The sequence below is a fragment of the Thauera sp. 63 genome (assembly GCF_000310165.2).
GTDB lineage: Bacteria > Pseudomonadota > Gammaproteobacteria > Burkholderiales > Rhodocyclaceae > Thauera > Thauera humireducens.
Genome location: NZ_AMXC01000002.1, coordinates 305,239 through 323,715, shown reverse-complemented (window position 1 = coordinate 323,715; position 18,477 = coordinate 305,239). Strand labels below are relative to the sequence as shown.

14 protein-coding genes are annotated in these 18,477 nt (G+C 66.4%); 7 read left to right on the top strand and 7 right to left on the bottom strand.

Features of this window, described 5'->3' with window-relative positions:
* Positions 1 to 45: 45 nt before the first annotated feature.
* Positions 46 to 591 carry a DUF2062 domain-containing protein gene (locus C664_RS03655; protein ID WP_004253421.1) on the top strand — a complete coding sequence of 182 codons (546 nt, stop codon included), beginning with the start codon at positions 46 to 48 and terminating at the stop codon, positions 589 to 591.
* Between the two features lie 63 nt (positions 592 to 654).
* On the opposite strand, the gene C664_RS03650 is transcribed toward C664_RS03655, so the two are convergent.
* The 3 genes from C664_RS03650 to C664_RS03640 form a co-directional block, all read right to left on the bottom strand.
* Positions 655 to 2,679 (bottom strand): methyl-accepting chemotaxis protein, encoded by a 2,025-nt coding sequence (locus C664_RS03650; RefSeq protein ID WP_004253419.1) that lies wholly within the window; start codon positions 2,677 to 2,679, stop codon positions 655 to 657.
* 204 nt (positions 2,680 to 2,883) lie between these two features.
* A complete protein-coding gene (gene lolD, locus C664_RS03645) occupies positions 2,884 to 3,579 on the bottom strand; it encodes a lipoprotein-releasing ABC transporter ATP-binding protein LolD (protein WP_004253417.1) in 696 nt (231 codons plus the stop codon).
* Entirely contained in the window at positions 3,572 to 4,828 is a 1,257-nt protein-coding gene (locus tag C664_RS03640) for a lipoprotein-releasing ABC transporter permease subunit (RefSeq protein WP_004253414.1), read from the bottom strand. Before C664_RS03640 ends, lolD begins: the two co-directional genes overlap by 8 nt.
* Positions 4,829 to 5,004: 176 nt before the next feature.
* Between C664_RS03640 and C664_RS03635 the strand changes: the two genes are divergently transcribed.
* Positions 5,005 to 7,014 (top strand): GGDEF domain-containing protein, encoded by a 2,010-nt coding sequence (locus tag C664_RS03635; protein WP_232435058.1) that lies wholly within the window; start codon positions 5,005 to 5,007, stop codon positions 7,012 to 7,014.
* A gap of 22 nt (positions 7,015 to 7,036) precedes the next feature.
* Here C664_RS03635 and C664_RS03630 read toward each other — a convergent pair whose 3' ends face one another.
* Positions 7,037 to 9,148, bottom strand: a complete 2,112-nt coding sequence (locus tag C664_RS03630) for a YgiQ family radical SAM protein (RefSeq protein ID WP_083483044.1) — start codon at positions 9,146 to 9,148, stop codon at positions 7,037 to 7,039.
* Between the two features lie 366 nt (positions 9,149 to 9,514).
* Between C664_RS03630 and C664_RS03625 the strand changes: the two genes are divergently transcribed.
* A complete protein-coding gene (locus C664_RS03625; RefSeq protein WP_004253404.1) occupies positions 9,515 to 9,721 on the top strand; it encodes a cold-shock protein in 207 nt (68 codons plus the stop codon).
* Positions 9,722 to 9,955: 234 nt separating this feature from the next.
* Complete coding sequence (locus C664_RS03620) at positions 9,956 to 10,318, top strand: hypothetical protein (RefSeq protein WP_004253402.1); 363 nt, start codon at positions 9,956 to 9,958, stop codon at positions 10,316 to 10,318.
* A 73-nt stretch (positions 10,319 to 10,391) separates the two neighbouring features.
* Here the strand turns inward: C664_RS03620 and C664_RS03615 are convergent, their stop codons facing one another.
* Positions 10,392 to 10,904, bottom strand: coding sequence for an RES family NAD+ phosphorylase (locus tag C664_RS03615; protein ID WP_004253399.1), 513 nt, complete (start codon positions 10,902 to 10,904; stop codon positions 10,392 to 10,394).
* Complete coding sequence (parS, locus tag C664_RS03610) at positions 10,904 to 11,374, bottom strand: type II RES/Xre toxin-antitoxin system antitoxin (protein WP_038010770.1); 471 nt, start codon at positions 11,372 to 11,374, stop codon at positions 10,904 to 10,906. The genes C664_RS03615 and parS overlap by 1 nt, the downstream gene beginning before the upstream one ends.
* A gap of 172 nt (positions 11,375 to 11,546) precedes the next feature.
* On the opposite strand from parS, the gene C664_RS03605 reads away from it, so the two are divergent.
* Both C664_RS03605 and recJ read left to right on the top strand, forming a co-directional pair.
* A complete protein-coding gene (locus C664_RS03605) occupies positions 11,547 to 12,623 on the top strand; it encodes a hypothetical protein (protein WP_004253393.1) in 1,077 nt (358 codons plus the stop codon).
* The gene (gene recJ / locus C664_RS03600; RefSeq protein WP_004253390.1) at positions 12,620 to 14,323 is read left to right on the top strand and encodes a single-stranded-DNA-specific exonuclease RecJ; all 1,704 of its coding nucleotides are present in this window, start codon (positions 12,620 to 12,622) and stop codon (positions 14,321 to 14,323) included. Before C664_RS03605 ends, recJ begins: the two co-directional genes overlap by 4 nt.
* A gap of 13 nt (positions 14,324 to 14,336) precedes the next feature.
* On the opposite strand, the gene C664_RS03595 is transcribed toward recJ, so the two are convergent.
* The gene (locus tag C664_RS03595; RefSeq protein ID WP_004253387.1) at positions 14,337 to 16,988 is read right to left on the bottom strand and encodes a bifunctional diguanylate cyclase/phosphodiesterase; all 2,652 of its coding nucleotides are present in this window, start codon (positions 16,986 to 16,988) and stop codon (positions 14,337 to 14,339) included.
* A 345-nt stretch (positions 16,989 to 17,333) separates the two neighbouring features.
* Between C664_RS03595 and prfB the strand changes: the two genes are divergently transcribed.
* A protein-coding gene (gene prfB / locus C664_RS03590; RefSeq protein ID WP_157353923.1) for a peptide chain release factor 2 occupies positions 17,334 to 18,438 on the top strand; the annotation gives its coding sequence in 2 pieces (ribosomal slippage) (positions 17,334 to 17,414 and positions 17,416 to 18,438; 1,104 coding nt in all).
* Positions 18,439 to 18,477 lie beyond the last annotated feature (39 nt).

Below are 18,477 nucleotides of genomic sequence, written 5' to 3'. Positions count from 1 at the left end.
CCTTGTCCCGGCGGCCCGCTGCTAAACTCCCGCGCACCAGACATCATGCGCAAACGGCTCAAGAACCTCCTGCCCGATCATGCCGCGATTCACGACAATCGCTGGCTGCGGCCGTTCGCATCGACGCTGCTGCATCCGCGCCTGTGGCACCTCAACCGCCATTCCGCTGCGGGCGCCGTCGCTGTCGGACTCTTCTGCGGCCTGATCCCGGGGCCGCTGCAAATGCTCGGCGCAGCAATCTTCTGTGTGCTGTTCCGCGTGAATCTGCCGCTGGCGCTGATCACCACGCTCTACAGCAACCCGCTCACCATCGTCCCGCTGTATGTGCTCGCCTTCGGGCTCGGCAAGCTGGCGCTCGGCGATGGCGAGGCCGAGTTCACGGCACCGCCCGACCTGGATGGCCTCGCCATCGCCAACTGGATCCCGATGCTCATCGACTGGATGGCGAGCCTTGGGAGACCGCTCGCCCTCGGCCTGGTGCTGCTGGCCGCCCTGCTGTCGGTGACCGGCTATGTCGCGGTCAAATGGACCTGGCGAGCCTGGCTGATCCGCCAGTGGCGCAAGCGGCAGGCAAAGAGTCCGCAGCCGTAAACGCGGCACGGGCCCGCAGGCCCGTGCCGTTAACGTTGCGCGCCCGTTCCGGACGCGACTGCGTCACAACTGGAAGCGCTCCACCTGCTTGCGCAGGTTTGCCGCCAGGCTCTCCAGCAGGTCGGCCGTCGCCGTCGTCTGGTGCACCGCCACGCTGTTCTCGCTCGCCATCGTTGCGATGCGCTCCACGTTCTGCGCAATCTCGTTGCTCGCCGTGCTCTGCTCGCTGAGCGCCAGCGAAATCTCCCGCACCGCGGCCAGCACCTGCTGCGCCCCGTCGTTGATCTGCGCCATCGAGGCCCCCGCCTGGTTGCTCAACGCCACCCCGTCGCGCACCCGCTGCACACCCTGTTGCATCGTATCGACTGCCCGGCCCGTGCCGTCCTGGATCGCCTGTACCATGCTAGCGATCTCCTGCGTCGCCAATGTCGTACGCTCGGCCAGCTTCCTGACCTCGTCGGCCACCACCGCGAAACCGCGGCCCGATTCCCCGGCGCGCGCCGCCTCGATCGCCGCGTTCAGCGCCAGCAGGTTCGTCTGGTCGGCAATCTCGCGAATCGAGCCGACGATCGCCGTGATCTCGCGCGACTTCTCGCCCAGTTCGCGGATGGCGTCACTGGACTGATCCACTGCCTGCGCGATGCGCTCCATCTCCTCGACCGACCTGCGCATCACGACGCCACCTTCGGTCGACAGGCGCCCCGAGGCCTCTGCCAGCTGCTGCGCCGTGCCGGCGTGGCGCGAAATCTCCTCCACGCCCACGGTCATCTCCTCGACCGCGACCGCCACGTCGGACGCCGACTGGCTCTGCGCGTCCGAACCGTCCGACACCCGCCGCGCCGAGGCCGACAGTTCGGTTGCAGAGCTCCCCACCTGGCTCGCCCCTTGCTGGATCTCGCGGATCAATGCGGCGACCTCGTCGGCCATCACGTTGAACTGCGCTGCGACTTCCGACAGTTCGTCGCGCGCCGAAAATTCGACGCGCGTGCGGTAGTCGCCCGCCGCGTAGCGCTTGGCACCGGCCGACAGCTCGCGCACCGAGCGCACGATCGCCAGATACACCGCGGTGAAGAGATAGCCCGCGACAAGCATCGCCACCACCGAAAGCGCAATCTGTAACTGCAGCCGATCCGACAGCAGGTCGAGCCGCTGCTGCAGCAACTGCCCGGTCTGCGGACGCAGCACTTCATCGAAATTGCGCACCGCCGTGGTGATTGCCTGGGTCGTGAGATCGAAGTAGGCCGGCGCAGCGAGCGTGAACTGCTGTTCGAGGATGTCGCGGGTCACCGCCTGGCGGACGTTCGCGATCGCCGCCGCGATCTCGGTGCGCGAGCGTTCGAGCGCCGCGGCCATCCCGGCATTCGCCTTGCCCGCGCGCTCCAGGCTTTCCAGCAGGGTGGCCTCGGTGCGGGCGATCTCGGCCAGCAGGGCCACCACGCCGTGTTCGTCAGCGCGCAGCACCTCGCGGCGCGCAATGATGTTGGTGCCACGCGCACGAAGCTGTCCCAGGCGCTCGCTCAACTCGGGCAGCGAGGTCAGCAGCGGGCCGATGAGGTTGGAGGTCGCAGGATCCGGATCCTGCGACAAGCCCGACACGCCGCCCAGATCCCCGATCCAGCGCAGCAGGCGTGCAATCGCCTCGGTGTGCGCCTTGAAGCTCTGCGGCGCAGACATCTGGCTGGCGCCCGCCAGGATGCGCTGCAGCTCGCCACGCGCCGCCAGCCAGTCGGGCTGCAGCGGCTGCCACATCGGCTCGGCCGCGATCGCGGCGTCCAGCTTGGAGATGGCGCCTTCGATTTCGGCCGCCTTCGCCTCGCGTCGGGGAATCAGCCCGGTGCTGCCACCCAGCACGCCAGCGTTCAGGCCACGATGCTGCTGGGCCAGCAGCACCACACCGAAGCCGGCGTCGAACAGCGTCAGGCCGGCGATCTCGCGTTCGGCCACCGTCATGTCCTCGCGCAGGCTGACGAAGATCTGTGCCAGCAAGGCCGCGGCCGACAGACCGCAGACGAGCAGGATCAGGCTGAACTTGAGCGGGTAATTGAGGCGATCCAGAAGCCGGATGGCCGGCAGGAATAGGGCTTTCATTTCGATGTACCGGCGGGAGCCGGCTGCCGTTCTTGATGTTACGAATTATCGGCATGCCCCGTCGTAACTTAATGACCCGCATCAATATGGCGGGCACTGCTGTCCTTTTCTACGGATAAGTGTGCAGCAATGCCCGGCCATGACAGGCCACCGACCGGGTTCGCGTCGCGACTGGGGATGAGGCCGGTGGGCGAAGCCCCGTTCTCAGTCGAGCCGGCCGTCGGTCAGCCGCAGGGTGCGCTGCGCACGCGCGGCCAGGCTTTCGTCGTGGGTGACGATGACGAAGCTGGTCGACAGCCGCTCGTTGAGCGACAGCATCAGGTCGAAGACGGCCTCCGCGGTGCGGCGGTCGAGGTTGCCCGTCGGCTCGTCGGCCAGCACGCAGGCTGGCTGCGTCACCAGCGCCCGTGCGATCGCCGCGCGCTGGCGCTCGCCGCCCGACAGCTCACCCGGCGCATGCGTCAGGCGGTGTCCCAGCCCCACTTCGCGCAGCATGGCGGCCGCCTGCTCATCCGCCGCAGCCTTGTCGACACGGCGGATGTAGAGCGGCATTGCCACGTTCTCGAGCGCGGAGAACTCGGGCAGCAGGTGGTGGAACTGGTAGACGAAACCCAGCGCACTGTTGCGCAGGCGGCCGCGCTCGGTCTCCGACAGCGTGGAGAAATCGCGTCCCATCAGCCGCACCGATCCTGCGCTGGGCACGTCCAGTCCACCCAGCAGGTGCAGCAGGGTGCTCTTGCCCGAGCCCGAGGCACCGACGATCGCCACGCGCTCTCCGCGCTGCACAGAAAGGCTCACCCCGTCGAGCACAGCCACAGCGTCCGCGCCCTCACGGAAATGCTTCGCCAGCCCGTCGCAGGCCAGTACCGGATCATCCTGCTTCATCGCAGCCTCACTCATAGCGCAGGGCCTCCGCCGGATTCACGCGCGACGCGCGCCAGCTCGGATACAGCGCCGCGAGCAGCGTCAGCACGAAGGACACCGACACGATGCTGATGACGTCGGCGGGCAGCACCTTCGACGGCAGCTCGTTGATGTAGTAGATCTCCTTGTTCCACAAGGTCGCGCCGGTAACGGCCTCGAGCGCCGGGATCACGACGTCGAGGTTGTTTGCGATCGCCAGCCCGCCGACGACACCGGCCAGCAGGCCGACCAGGCCGATGATCGAACCCTGCAGCACGAAGATCGTCATGATCGACGCGGGGCTCGCGCCCAGCGTGCGCAGGATCGCGATATCGGCGTACTTCTCCTGCACCGCCATCACCAGCGTCGACACGATGTTGAATGCGGCGACGGCGACGATCAGGAACAGGATCAGGGTCATCATCGTTTTCTCCAGTGCGACGGCACGGAAGAAGTTGGCGTGACTGCGCGTCCAGTCGTTGACCATCAGCCCCGGTTCGGTGATCAGTCCGGCCAGCTCGCGGGCCACGCGCGGCGCCGCGAACAGATCCGCCAGCTTCAGGCGCACGCCGCTCACCGCGTCGCCCAGCCGGTACAGGGCCTGCGCATCCTCGACATGCACCAGGGCCAGGCCCGAGTCGTACTCGTACATGCCGGCCTCGAACACCCCGACCACCTCGAACTGCTTCACCCGCGGCAGCACGGCCGCCGGCGTCACCAGCCCCTGGGGCGCAATCAGCGTGACCTTGTCGCCGAGCTGGACGCGCAGTGCCAGCGCCAGGTCCCGCCCCAGCACGATGCCGAAACGACCGGGCTGCAGCGCATCGAAGCTGCCCGCCTTCATGTAGGCGCCAAAGTCGGCGACCTTGTCCTCCTCGCTCGGGATCACGCCGCGCACGATGGTGCCGCGTACGCCCTCGTCGAAGGACAGCATGCCCTGCTCCTGCACATAGGGCGCGGTCGCGAGCACAGAGGGATGACGCCGTGCATCCTCGGCGACCTGCTGCCAGTTGTAGAGCCCGCCGTCCATGCTCTGCACCTGCACGTGCGAGGCGACGCCGAGGATGCGCGAGCGCAGTTCCTCCTGGAAACCGTTCATCACCGAAAGCACGACGATCAGCGCCGCGACACCGAGCGCGATGCCCAGCATGGAAACGAAGGAGATGAAGGAGATGAAGCGGTTGCGGCCCTGGGCACGCTTGCGCGAGCGGGTGTAGCGCAGGCCGACAAGGAATTCGTAGCGCATCGAGTGGACGGTGTGTTGGGAATGCGACAAGCCCGGCATTGTGCCCGTGGACCGCGCCACGTGGCCAGCGTGAATGGCATCGGACTGTAAGCGCTGGCCGGGCCGGGAAGCGCCGGCGCACTGGTTCGGCACGGCATTTCGTGGAACACTCACGACACGCAGAACGCGGGAGAGCCATGATGGCGCAGCCAGACGACGCACCAGCGATCCGGCCTCAAGGGTTGCTCGACCAGAGCGCCGCGGCCTGGATCGTGCTTGGCGTCCTGCTGCTGTTCACGTTCTCGATGTGGCGCTTCTTCGATGCCCAGCTCGAAGACCGCTCGCACGACCGCTTCCAGCACCAGGTCGACAACGCCCGCAGTGCGCTCAAGAACCGCATGCAGGCCTACGAACAGGTGCTGAATGGGACCGCCGGCCTTTTCGCCGCGAGCACCGAGGTCAGTCGTGCCGAGTTCCGCCGCTACGTCGAGTCCCTCGAACTGGATGAGGCGCTGCCCGGCATCCAGGGAACCGGCTTCACCCTGATGGTCCCGGGCACCCAGCGCCCTGCCCACGAGGCCGCCGTACGTGCCGAGGGCTTCCCCGATTACCGCATCCATCCGGAAGGCGAGCGCGACACCTACAGCACCATCCTGTACCTCGAGCCTTTCGAAGGGCGGAACCTGCGTGCGTTCGGCTACGACATGTATTCCGAACCGATCCGCAGGGAGGCGATGAACCGCGCGCGGGATACCGGGCGTGCCGCCGTGTCGGGCAAGGTCGTGCTGGTGCAGGAAACCGAGGACGACCTGCAGGCCGGCTTCCTGATCTATCTGCCGGTATACCGCGACAACGACGTCGATGACGTGCTGAGCCGCCGTGCGCTGCTGCACGGATTCGTCTACAGCCCCTTCCGCGCCCACGACCTGATGCAAGGCGTATTTGGCAACCCCAGCGGCAACTCCAGCCGCAACACCAGCCGCAACACCAGCGGCACGACGACATATGACGTGGAGATCGAGGTCTACGACCTTGAAGCCGATCCACGAAACCTGCTCTATTCGTCCCGTACCCCCGATCACACGCCCCGCTTCACCACCGACCGCATGGTCGAATTCGGCGGACGGGTTTGGGTCCTGCGCATCGGCAGCAGCGCGCAGTTCGAACAGGACGTTCGCCACTCCGAACCCTACCTCGTGCTTCTGGCCGGCATCGTCGTCGACATCCTCATCTTCGCGGTGATCTACGGCAGCATCCGCCATCGTCGCAAGATGCGCCGTTCCGCGGCCCGCCTGGCCGAAAGCCGGGACGAATTTCGCACGCTGGTCGAAAACGTCCCCGGAGTGGTCTTCCGCTGTGCCCCCCAGCCGCCCTGGCGCATCCTGCACATCAACAAGGGCATCCTCGACCTGACCGGCGAGCCGCCGGAGCACTTCATGGGGCAAGCGCACTCGCTTGCCGAAGTCATCCATCCGGACGACCGGCCGCGGTTCGAAGAGACGATGATGTCCTCGATCCTCGGGCGGACGCCTTACGAGGCCGAGTTCCGCGTCCGCAGCCGCTTTGGTCGGATACATTGGGTCAGCGCACGTGGGCAGGGCGTGTTCGACCGCAACGGCAGCGCGCGCTGGATGGACGGCGTGATGCTGGACATCACCGAGCGCCGGGCGGCCGAGGCCGCCATCCGCCAGCTCGCCTTCATCGACCCGCTGACGCAGTTGCCGAACCGACGCTTCCTGCTCGACCGCCTGCGTCAGGCGCTCGCCAACAGCGACCGCACCCGCCTCTTTGGCGCCCTGCTCTTCATCGACCTCGATCACTTCAAGGACGTCAACGACACCCTTGGGCACGAAGCGGGCGACAGCGTGCTGACCGAGATCTCGCAGCGGCTCAAGCACGGCGTGCGCGAAGGCGACACGGTCGCGCGTCTCGGCGGCGACGAGTTCATCGTCATGCTCGAGAACCTGGGCGACAAGGCGGAGGACGCGGTCGAGAAGGCCGAGGCCATTGCCGGCAAGATCCTCGCCGAACTCGGCGAGCCGCTCACAGTCGGCGGACATGCCGTCACCGCGACACCGAGCATCGGCATTTCAATCTTCTGCGGACAGGACCCGGGCGCCGACGAACTCATCCAGCGCGCCGATCGCGCGATGTACCGCGCCAAGGCCGCAGGCCGCAACCGTATCGAACACCATCTCGCCTTCTGAGTGCGGCGGCGGCGCGCCGGGTTCAGCGCGGGCGACGTACAGGTCGCGGCGTGGCTGCAGCCACAGGCTTGTCGCGCCGGCCCTTGTGCGCCGCCGGACCCGCCGGCTTGCGCTTGGCACAGCCTTCACGACCGGCGGCGGGCGCGGCTGCTACCGGCTGCTGGCGCGGCACCAGGCAATTGGGCCCGTTGCCGATCAGGTCTGCGCGCCCCATCCGCATCAGCCCCTCGCGCAGGACCGGCCAGTTCTCCGGGTCGTGCCAGCGCAGGAAGGCCTTGTGCAGCTTGCGGACCTTGCTGGCACGCGCGGTCTCGACCGTTTCCGAGTCCGCCGACACCTTCTTCAGCGGATTCTTGCGCGAGTGGTACATCGTGGTCGCCAGCGCCATCGGCGTGGGCAGGAAGGTCTGCACCTGGTCGAGGCGGAAATTGTGTGCCTTGAGCCAGAGCGCGAGGTTCAGCATGTCCTCGTCGGTCGTCCCGGGATGCGCGGCGATGAAGTACGGCACCAGATGCTGCTTCTTGCCTGCGAGCTTCGAGTACTTCTCGAACATGCGCTCGAACTCCTCGTACGCGCCGATGCCGGGCTTCATCATCTTGGAGAGGGTGTTCTCCTCGGTGTGCTCGGGCGCGATCTTGAGCAGGCCGCTGACGTGGTGCGTGACGAGCTCCTTCACGTACTCGGGCGAACGCACCGCAAGGTCGTAGCGCAGGCCCGAACCGATGGTGATGCGCTTGACCCCGGGCACCGCCCGCGCCTTGCGGTAGAGCTCGACCAGCGAGGAGTGATCGGTGTTCAGGTTCTCGCAGATGCCCGGATACACGCAGGACAGTCGGCGACAGTTCTCCTCGATCGCCTTGCTCTTGCACGCCATGCGGTACATGTTGGCGGTCGGCCCCCCGAGGTCGGTGATGTGGCCCTTGAAGTCGGGCGACTTGTCGCGGATCTCCTCGATCTCGTGGATGATCGACTCGTGCGAGCGGCTCTGGATGATGCGGCCTTCGTGCTCGGTGATGGAGCAGAAGGTACAGCCGCCGAAACAGCCGCGCATGATGTTGATCGAGAACCTGATCATGTCCCAGGCCGGGATGCGCGCATCGCCGTAGCCGGGATGCGGGGCGCGGGCATACGGACGGTCATAGACGAAGTCCATCTCCGGCGTGGTCAGCGGTACCGGCGGCGGATTGATCCACACGTCCCGCGCACCCGGCCCCTCGCCATGGCACTGCACCATCGCGCGCGCGTTGCCCGGATTGGACTCGAGATGGAAAACCCGCGAGGCATGGGCATACATCACCGCATCGTCCTTCACCTGTTCGTAAGACGGAAGGCGAATCACCGTCTGCGCACGATCGGCACGACGGGCGGCGACACGTTCGGCAGCCGGCACGATGCGCACCGGCTGCGCGCCATCTGCCGCAGGCTTGGGAACGGCAGCAGCCGGCTCCATGGCGTAGGGGTCGGGATGCGTGTCGATGCGGCCCGGCTTGTCGAGCGCGAGTGAATCGATCTCGTGCCATTGCTCCGACGGCCGCCAGCCCGGCCTGACCATGAAGGCCGTGCCGCGCAGGTCGCGGATCGACTCGATCGGCTCGCCGGCCGCCAGGCGGTGGGTCAGCGCCACCAGCGCGCGCTCGGCATTGCCGAACAGCAGGATGTCGGCCTTCGAGTCCGGCAGCACCGAACGCCTTACCTTGTCGGACCAGTAGTCGTAGTGCGCGATGCGGCGCAGCGAGGCCTCGATGCTGCCGACAACGACGGGGGTACCCGGAAATGCCTCGCGCGCACGCTGCGCATAGACCGTCACGGCACGGTCTGGCCGCTTGCCCGCCTCGGCGTTGGGCGTGTAGGCGTCCTCGGAGCGGATCTTGCGGTCCGAGGTGTAGCGGTTGACCAGCGAATCCATGTTGCCGGCAGTGATGCCGAAGTACAGGCGCGGCTTGCCGAGCACACGGAAGCTCTCGGCGGAGTGCCAGTCCGGCTGGCTGATGATGCCCACACGGAATCCGTACGCCTCGAGCAAGCGTCCGACCAGGGCCATGCCGAAGCTGGGGTGGTCGATGTAGGCATCGCCGGTCACCAGGATGACGTCGCATTGGTCCCAGCCGAGCGCCTCCATCTCCTCGCGCGACATGGGCAGGAAGGGCGCGGCGGCGTAGCCGGGAACGGCACCGGACAACAGGCTGGGGGCCGCAAGTTCTACGGCAGAGGAAGTAGTGAGTGAACGCATGATGGACGCCATTGTATCGGTCGTGACAGGCGCGGGCGGCATCCTTGCAATCTCGCTTGCGCGCCATTGCCCTGCCCGGCATGCCTTGCTGCTGTAAATATAGCTATCTTTATTGCCGCACTTCACTCATACTGCGCCGCAGCGAACTTCAAGTCGTGTAGTTTGTTTGTCGGCATATCCGATTCTTCGGTCGTACCTCCAAGTCATACCTCGCTGTCTTGATACTCGCCCCATTCAGGGGGCTTTCCCCATTTTCAGGAGATTCAAGACATGGCAACAGGTACCGTCAAGTGGTTCAACGATTCGAAGGGCTTTGGTTTCATCACGCCGGAAGCCGGCGGTGACGACCTTTTCGCCCACTTTTCCGCCATTGAAGGCCAGGGTTTCAAGACCCTCGCAGAAGGCCAGCGCGTCACCTTCGACGTGACCACCGGCCCCAAGGGTCTACAAGCGTCCAACATCCGCGCGGCCAACTAAGCAGCGCTGCGACCTCGCGCCTTCGGCGCAGGTCACCCGAAGGCCCGACGTGCGTCGGGCCTTTTGCATTTTGCCCTCCGTAAATACCGGACCGTGCCCGCTTACCGGGCAGCCGGATTGAGCCTTGCCTCCGCAACGACACCCACGACGAGGTAGCCCCGCGACGTCGGCCCGACATGCGCCCTCCAGCAGCGCCGCGCCCTACGCTCATCTCCATCGAACAAGGAAAGTCCCATGTCCCATCTGATCCAGAGAACCGAACTCAAGACCTTCTACTACACGCCAGTCCATTGTCCGTTCTGTGGCGTGCGTGTCATGGGGGCCGATCCCGACGACGAGACGCGCATCACCGCCTGCCCGCACACGCTGTTCATCGCGCACGACACGGCTTTCGAATACCGTTCGGAGCGTCTCGACCAGAATCTCCGCCTCAGCGGGATGTCGGAACAGGATATCGAAGCCCGGTGGCTCGCGGACGGACGGGGCATTGACGGGCTCACGGACAAGGTGAGCCTGGCCGATGCGATCAAGGTGGCTGCCTACGCGCCGGCGCCGTCCGCATACGGCTCCTACTACGGTTTTGCCCCGATCGAGTAAGGCGCCCGCAGACCGGGGGCGCTGAGCACTGGCGCGCTCCGGTACGCAAGCGCCGCGCCGCAGCCCTACCCACTCACCACAAACACTGATCGGGCCGGTAGCCGATACGCCGCGTCACCAGGCGCCGCGCACCGGCGTGAGCCGGGTTCAGAAGGTAGTTCCATCCAACGGGCACCACGACCGAAGGGACGCGCAGCAGCAGCGACGTGCCGCGCGCCAACCATTCATCGCCTGTGCGCTGCGACACCGTGCTGCCCACCGACCAATCCACGTTGGGCGCATCCCAGCCCTCGGGCGGCTCGACGGTCTCGGCCGCGGCGACCAGCGCAGCGGGCAGGGTCACCTCGACTGCGACCAGATCCCGCGGCGGCCGCAGCGGCGTATGCACCCGCTTCTCGAGCTGGGCCAGCGCAAGGCTGTCGGCCAGGTAGATGACCGGCTTGCCAACGCTGTTCCAGCGCCCCCCTACGGCCGCCGCGCCATTGCCCGCGCACGTGAAATCCTCGGCCGCACATAGCAGCGCGCCGGTTTCAAGGTCGATCCAGTCCTGCGCCAGCCGCCACAGCGTAGCCGTTCTCGCCGCCATCAGGCGGCAGTGCCGGCCATGATGCGGCGCAGGGCATTCATCACTGCCTGGTGGCCAGGCGTGGTGGCCACCAACTCGATGGGGATCGCGCCACCCAGTACGGGAATGGGCGCGGCCAGCCATTCGCGGGCGGCGCTTTCGTCGCCGAACACGCGCGCGGCCGCGCGCTCCACATCGATCAACCGGGCGACGCGATCGGAATCGTCCTGCGACAAGGGCTTGCCCTCGCGCACACGGCGGTCGTAGGTGGCCGGCGCCACACCCAGCAGTTGCGCGAGACTCCGCCCGCTGCGGCCGAAACGGTGGGCGAACACATCCAGCGAGCCGGTCTCGAAGCCTTCACGCACCATGTGGTCGCGCTCGAGTGCCGACGCGGCATGCAGGTAATGTTCGATGCTTGCGCCGCCCACACTACCGCGCGCGGAGTACGCCGCTTCAGGCTCGCGGACAAGGGCTCTTGTCGTCTTCATGCTTCATCCATGCAATCATGTGATTCACTCATACACATCAATTGAATACTTCCCAGCCCCATCTGTCAACCGGCGTCCATTGCACCTGCCTGCGGCGGCGGGAAAGGGTGATGCAAAGAGGCGGCACGGTCACGCGTGCTAGACTCGCGCCGCTCCCAATGATGCGCTTCCGATGCAGATTCAGCTCCTGATCCCCGGCCTGCTGTGGCCCACCGCAACCCTGCTCGGCCCTGCTGCCGGGCTTGCGCTCGACGGGCTGGCGGCCTTGCTCGGCCGCGGCACGCACTCGATGCTCGGCTTCGAGCCGTACGACCGGCAACTGGCGCGCCTGTTCGGCCTCGAAGGTGACGCCCTGCCGCTGGCCGCGCTGAGGCGTCTCGGCGAAACCGACGCCCCGCCCCCGACGGACGGCAACCACTGGCTGTGCGCCGACCCGGTCAACCTGTCGTTCGCGCGCGAGCACTTGCTGCTGCAGGGATTCGACGACGACCAGCTGCCCGCAGAGGAGTCCGGTCAGCTCGTCGCGGCACTCAATGAAGTCTTCGCCGATCTCGGCCGCTTCGAGGCGTGCACACCGACGCGCTGGTATCTGCGCCTGCCGCAGGCCAGCCGGGTCACGCTGTACCCCCTGGATGACGTCGTCGGCCGGCCGGTGAAGCACTTCCTGCCCGAAGGCGAGGACGCGCGGCTGTGGCAGCGGACCATGAACGAAGCGCAGATCGTGCTGCACAACCATGCGCTCAGCCGGGCCCGGGAAGCGTCCGGCCTGCGTGCCGTCAACAGCGTGTGGCTGTGGGGCGCAGGCGAGCTCGAGCGGATGCCGCAGGCGCCCGCTGCCCTGGTGCAGGCCACCGATCCGCTCAGCATCGGCCTCGCACGTGCAAGCCAGTGCCCGGTCGCCACGCCCGATCTCGCTTCGGCGCTGAGGCAGGACACGCTCGTCGTCATCGACAGCTTGCACAAGCCGGCGCAACGCCTCGATCTCGACGCCTGGCGCCGCGGGCTCGAAGCGCTGGAACGCGACTGGTTCGCCCCCCTTGCCGAGGCACTGCGACGCGGTCGCATCGATACCCTGCGCCTCACCGCGCCGGGTGATCGCGGCACGCTGGTCGTCGCCAACCGCCGCAGCGACCGCTGGAAGTTCTGGCGCAAGCCCTACGCCTTCGATGCACTGCTGAAATCGACTGCCCCCGCGCCGATCACCCTGCCGGACGCCCCCCCGCCCACCGCCCCGCATACCGACCGATGACCCGCATCCAGTCCCGCCCTGTCTCGCAGCAAGCCCTGACCCGCCTCGCCGATGCCGGCCTGCACCCGCTGCTCGCCCGCCTGTATGCCGCACGCGGCATTGCCCGCGCCGACGAGCTCGACACCAGCCTCAAGAACCTGCTTCCGCCCGAAGCGCTGACCGGCACCCAGGAGGCCGCCGCGCTGCTCGCTGACGCCATTGAGGCCGGCGCGCGCATGGTGATCGTCGCCGACTACGACTGTGACGGCGCCACCGCCTGCGCGGTGGGCATGCGTGCACTGCGCGCCTTCGGCGCCGACGTGCATTACCTGGTTCCGGATCGCGTCACGCTCGGTTACGGCCTCACGCCGGCGATGGTCGAGATCGCCGCCCGGCTCGAGCCTGACGTGCTGATCACGGTCGACAACGGCATCGCCAGCGTCGAAGGCATCGCCGCTGCGCGCGCGCACGGCATGGCCACCGTCATCACCGACCACCACCTGCCCGGCGACGTGCTGCCCGAGGCCGATGTGATCGTGAATCCGAACCAGCCCGGCTGCGACTTCCCGAGCAAGGCGCTGGCTGGCGTGGGTGCGATGTTCTACACCATGCTCGCGCTGCGCGCCGAGTTGCGCGAACGCGGCGCCTTTGCCGGGGACAAGGAACCGAACCTGGCCGACCTGCTCGATCTGGTGGCGCTGGGCACCGTGGCCGACGTGGTCAAGCTCGACCGCAACAACCGCATCCTGGTCGCGCAAGGACTCGCGCGCATGCGCGCCGGCCGCCTGCAGCCGGGCATCCGCGCCCTGTTCGCACTGGCCGGGCGCGATCCGGCACGCGCCAGCACCACCGACCTCGGCTTCATGATCGGTCCGCGCCTCAACGCGGCCGGCCGTCTGTCGGACATGAGCCTGGGCATCGAATGCCTGATCACCGACGACGCCGGGCGCGCCATGAACATCGCCCAGGAACTCGACAAGCTCAACCGCGAGCGCCGCAGCATCGAGGCCGGCATGCAGGAAGAAGCGCTGGCGCGCCTGTCCGGGTTCAATGGGGAAGTGAGCGCCGGCAACCGCGCGACCATCGCCCTGTTCGAGCCCGACTGGCACCAGGGCGTGATCGGCATCGTCGCCGGCCGTATCAAGGAAAAGCTGCACCGGCCCACCATTGCCTTCGCACGCGCGAACGATGGCGAGCTCAAGGGCTCGGGTCGCTCGATTCCGGGCCTGCACCTGCGCGACGCGCTCGATCTCGTGACCAAGCGCCATCCCGACCTGATCGTGCGTTTCGGCGGCCACGCGATGGCAGCCGGACTCACCATCCGCGAATCCGAACTCGCCCGCTTCGACGCCGCCTTCGAGGACGTCGTCAGCGAACTGCTCGAACCCGCCCAACTCGAGCGCCGCATCGAGACCGACGGCAACCTGGAGTCCGGCTACTTCGCGCTCGACGCCGTGCGCATGCTCGACAACGAGATCTGGGGCCAGGGCTTTCCGGCACCGGTGTTCGACGACGTGTTTCGCGTCGAACGCCAGCGGGTGCTGAAGGACAAGCATCTCAAGCTCGAACTGACGCGCGGCACCACCCGGTACGAGGCGATCCAGTTCAACCACGCCGAAGGCGCTGCGGCGCAGATCCATGCCGCCTACCGGCTGAGCATCAACGAGTACAACGGCGTGTCGAGCGTGCAGTTGATGCTGGAGCACTTCGAAGCCGCCTGAACGCGCGCGCGACTCAGTCGTGCGGCGAGGGCCACCTGCCAATCAGCTCGCGCAGGTCGGACTCGACCAATGGCCGGCTGAAGTAGTAGCCCTGGTATGACAGGCAGCCCTGCTGTGCCAGATAATCGCGCTGATCCTCGGTCTCGACCCCTTCGGCGATCACGGCCAGTCCAAGGCTGTCGGCCAGCACGATGACCATCTTCGCGATCGCTGCATCGTTCGGATCGACCAGGATGTCGCGGACGAAGCCCTGGTCGATCTTGATCTGGTCCAGCGGCAGGCGCTTGAGATAGGCCAGCGAGGAATAGCCGGTCCCGAAATCGTCGAGCGAGAAGCCGACGCCGCGCGCCTTGAGCGCGCCCATCTTGGCGATCACGCTCTCGATGTCCGTCACCAGCGAATTCTCGGTGAGCTCGATCTTCAGGCGCGCCGGATTGGCGCCGCTGCGGTCGAGGATGTCGAGCACCTCTGCGACGAAATCGTCCTGGCGGAACTGGCGCGCGCTCACATTGACAGCGATCGACAGCTGCGCCATCCGCGCATCGCGTGCCCAGAGCGCCAGTTGCGCACAGGCGGTCTCCAGCACCCAGCGCCCGAGCGGAAGAATGAAGCCGTTCTCTTCGGCGAGCGGGATGAACTCGGCGGGCGACACCATGCCTCGCTCGGGATGACGCCAGCGCAGGAGGGCTTCGACACCGGTGATCTGCCCCACGGCCTGAACCTGAGGCTGGTACTGGAGCAGGAACTGGCCCTTCTCCAGCCCCACCCACAAGGCCGACTCCAGCTCCGCGCGCGTACTCACCCTCGCCTGCATCTTCGGATCGAAGAAACGCAGGGTGTTCCGGCCTGCAACCTTGGCCTCGTACATGGCAAGGTCGGCGCGTTTGAGCGGCTCATCCACACGTTCATCGGGATGCTCGCCAAACAGCGTGATGCCGATGCTGGCAGACGCGCGATGCTCGGACCCACCCAGGTCGAAGGTCTTGTGCAGCGCATGCAGGATCTTGGTCGCAACCGTTTCCGCATGCCGCACGGCCTCGAGCGCCTCGCGCCCCAGTCCGTCGAGCATCACCACGAACTCGTCGCCGCCCAGTCGCGCCACCGTGTCGTCACGCCTGACGCACTTGCCCAGAATCGTCGCGACTTCCTGCAGTAGCAGGTCGCCCTGGTTGTGCCCCGCCGTATCGTTGACCGACTTGAAGTTGTCCAGATCGACAAAGAGCAACGCCCCATGCTCGCCCTGCCGCGCACAGCTCGCCATGGCATGCTCGAGGCGTTCCATCAGGAGGCGGCGGTTCGGCAGCCCGGTGAGCGGATCGAAGAAGGCGAGCTTCCTCACCTCCTCTTCCGACGACTTGCGCAGCGTGATGTCGCGCGCCGAATGAAACAGCACCGGCTTGTCGTCCAGCTGCAGCGGAAACGAGGTGACCTCGACCGGAAAGACCTCCCCGTTGCTGCGCCGGTGCAGGGTCTCGAAGGTGAGCAGGTCGCCCGAACGATGTACGCGATCGATGATGTCGCGGACGCCTTCAGGCGACAGGCCGGCCTCCCACTGCGCCACGCCCATGCCGATCACGTCTGCGCGGTCATAGCCCAGCATCCGGCAGAAGGCGTCGCTCGCCTCGATCACCGTACCTTCGAGATCGGTGATGTGGATGCCGTCGCTGGCGTTCTGCAGCAGGATCTGGCTGCGCCGGTTGGCGCGCTCGTTCGCCTCGATCAGGCGCCACAACAGCCAGGCGGCGAGTGAAGTCACCACAAGGAACAGGATCGCCAGCGCCGCGCCCTTCTGGACCTCGTCCCGCCACTGCGCGAGATAGTCGTCTTCCCCCCGCCCGACGACGACGAAAGCGGGCATCAACGAAAGCTTGCGGTAGGCATTGATGCGGCTGACACCATCCGCCGTGCGCGCGCTGTAGAAGGATTGCGCCTCGACCCCGGACGCAATGATGTCGGTCAGCTCCTTCGAGCCGCCCCGGGAGCCGACCTCTCCCGCCTGCGTTGCCAGCGGCGGGAAGCGCGCGATCATGGTCTTGTCCAGGTCGCGCATCAGCGCAATGCCGTGATCGCCGAGTTTCAGCCCGGACAGCAGGCGCTCGAAGTAGGCGGCAGGCACGGCCGCCGTCACCATCCCGGCAAAATCTCCGTCGGGATTGTTGTAGCGTCGCGAGAACACGATGATCCAGGTCCCGGCAATCCGGCCGTACAGCAACTTGCTCGCAATCAGCCCCCGGTCGGCATGTTTCCGGTGCTCCTCGAAGAAGCTGCGATCGGCATAGCTCACCCGTGTCTGCGGCGTCACGCCATAGCCCAGGATCGGCGTGCCGGATTCGTCGGTGATGCGGATCTCGGCAACCTGCGCCAGCCAATCCTGATGAAAGTCGATGGCGAGCAGCGTGTCGTCGGTGTCCGGCCGATCCCGTCGGCGCAGATCGCGCTCCAGCCGGGACTGGATTTCCTTCAATGCGAGATCAATCTCGCGCACCGATGAGCTGACGCTCTGGTCCAGCAGCAGGGCGAGGTTCTCGACCATGGTGCTGACCTCTTCCTCCTTGCGCACCTTGGACGCATGCAGCGTATAGGCGAGCAAGCCCAGGATGAACAAGTTCAGCAACAGCACCCCGGCAATCAGGATTCGGGTGAGATTTTTCTTGCTCTGGTGCATCTGGCCACGCCAGTTCGTATGAATACCCACGACAGCGAGGACGCAACGCGCCACGCCGCCCTCCCATGCAGGTCAATCCTGCTGCCGCTCGCACGGCGGTTAAGATGGACTGACCCCATTCGGCTCCCGGGCTCCGATGGTACTGCACCGGCCGCACTCGCGCAGGGTCTGAAGCCCGGATTCATGACATTTGACACGACACCAGCATGAAGACCCGGCGCTCCCGCGGACCCGGCATCGTCTGCGACCGGCTGGTGTATCAACGCCCTCCCTCGCATCGCCGCCTGCCCCGACCTCGCTACCGGTATAATAAGCGGTTTTCCAGATTCCGCCGGAGCCTTGCCCATGGAAGCCGAACGCCAGAACGCCATCGCCGAAAAACTCGCCGACCTCGCCGCCCGCGGTCGGGAACTTCGGAGGTATCTTTGACTACGATGTGAAAGCATCGAAGCTCGAAGAAGTCAATCGCGCGCTGGAAGACCCGGCGGTCTGGAACAACGCCGAACGCGCGCAGGAACTCGGCAAGGAGAAGCGCCAGCTCGAAGACGTTGTGCTGACGCTGCAGACGATCGACGCGCAGTCGCGCGACCTCAAGGACCTGTACGAGCTGGCCGAAGCCGAGGACGACGACGACACCTTCGAGGCTGTCGAGTCCGACCTCGACGGACTGGAAGCGGAAGTCGAGAAGCTCGAGTTCCGCCGCATGTTCAGCAATCCCATGGACCCGAACAACTGCTTCATCGAAATCCAGGCCGGCGCCGGCGGCACCGAAGCGCAGGACTGGGCGGGCATGCTCGAACGCATGTACCTGCGCTACAGCGAGAAGAAGGGCTTCGGTGTCGAGCTGATGGAAGAGACCGAGGGCGAAGTCGCAGGCATCAAGAACTGCACGATCAAGGTCAGCGGCGAGTACGCCTACGGCTATCTGCGCACCGAGACCGGCATTCACCGTCTGGTGCGCAAGTCGCCGTTCGACTCCAACGCCCGCCGCCACACCAGCTTCACCTCGGTGTTCGTGTATCCGGAAGTGGACGACTCGATCGAGATCGAGATCAACCCGGCCGACCTGCGCATCGACACCTACCGTGCCTCCGGCGCGGGCGGCCAGCACATCAACAAGACCGACTCGGCGGTGCGGATCACGCACGAGCCGACCGGCATCGTCGTGCAATGCCAGAACGACCGTTCGCAGCACAAGAACAAGGCTGAAGCGATGTCGATGCTGAAGGCGCGCCTGTACGAGCTGGAACTGCGCAAGCGCCAGTCCGAGCAGCAGAAGCTGGAAGACAGCAAGAGCGACATCGGCTGGGGCCACCAGATCCGCAGCTACGTGCTGGACCAGTCCCGCATCAAGGATCTGCGCACGAACTACGAAGTGGGCAACACGCAGGCGGTGCTGGATGGCGACCTGGATGACTTCATTGCGGCGAGTCTGAAACAGGGCGTTTAAGACGCGCCGCCCTCATTACTCGACCGACGCCTTTCGTCG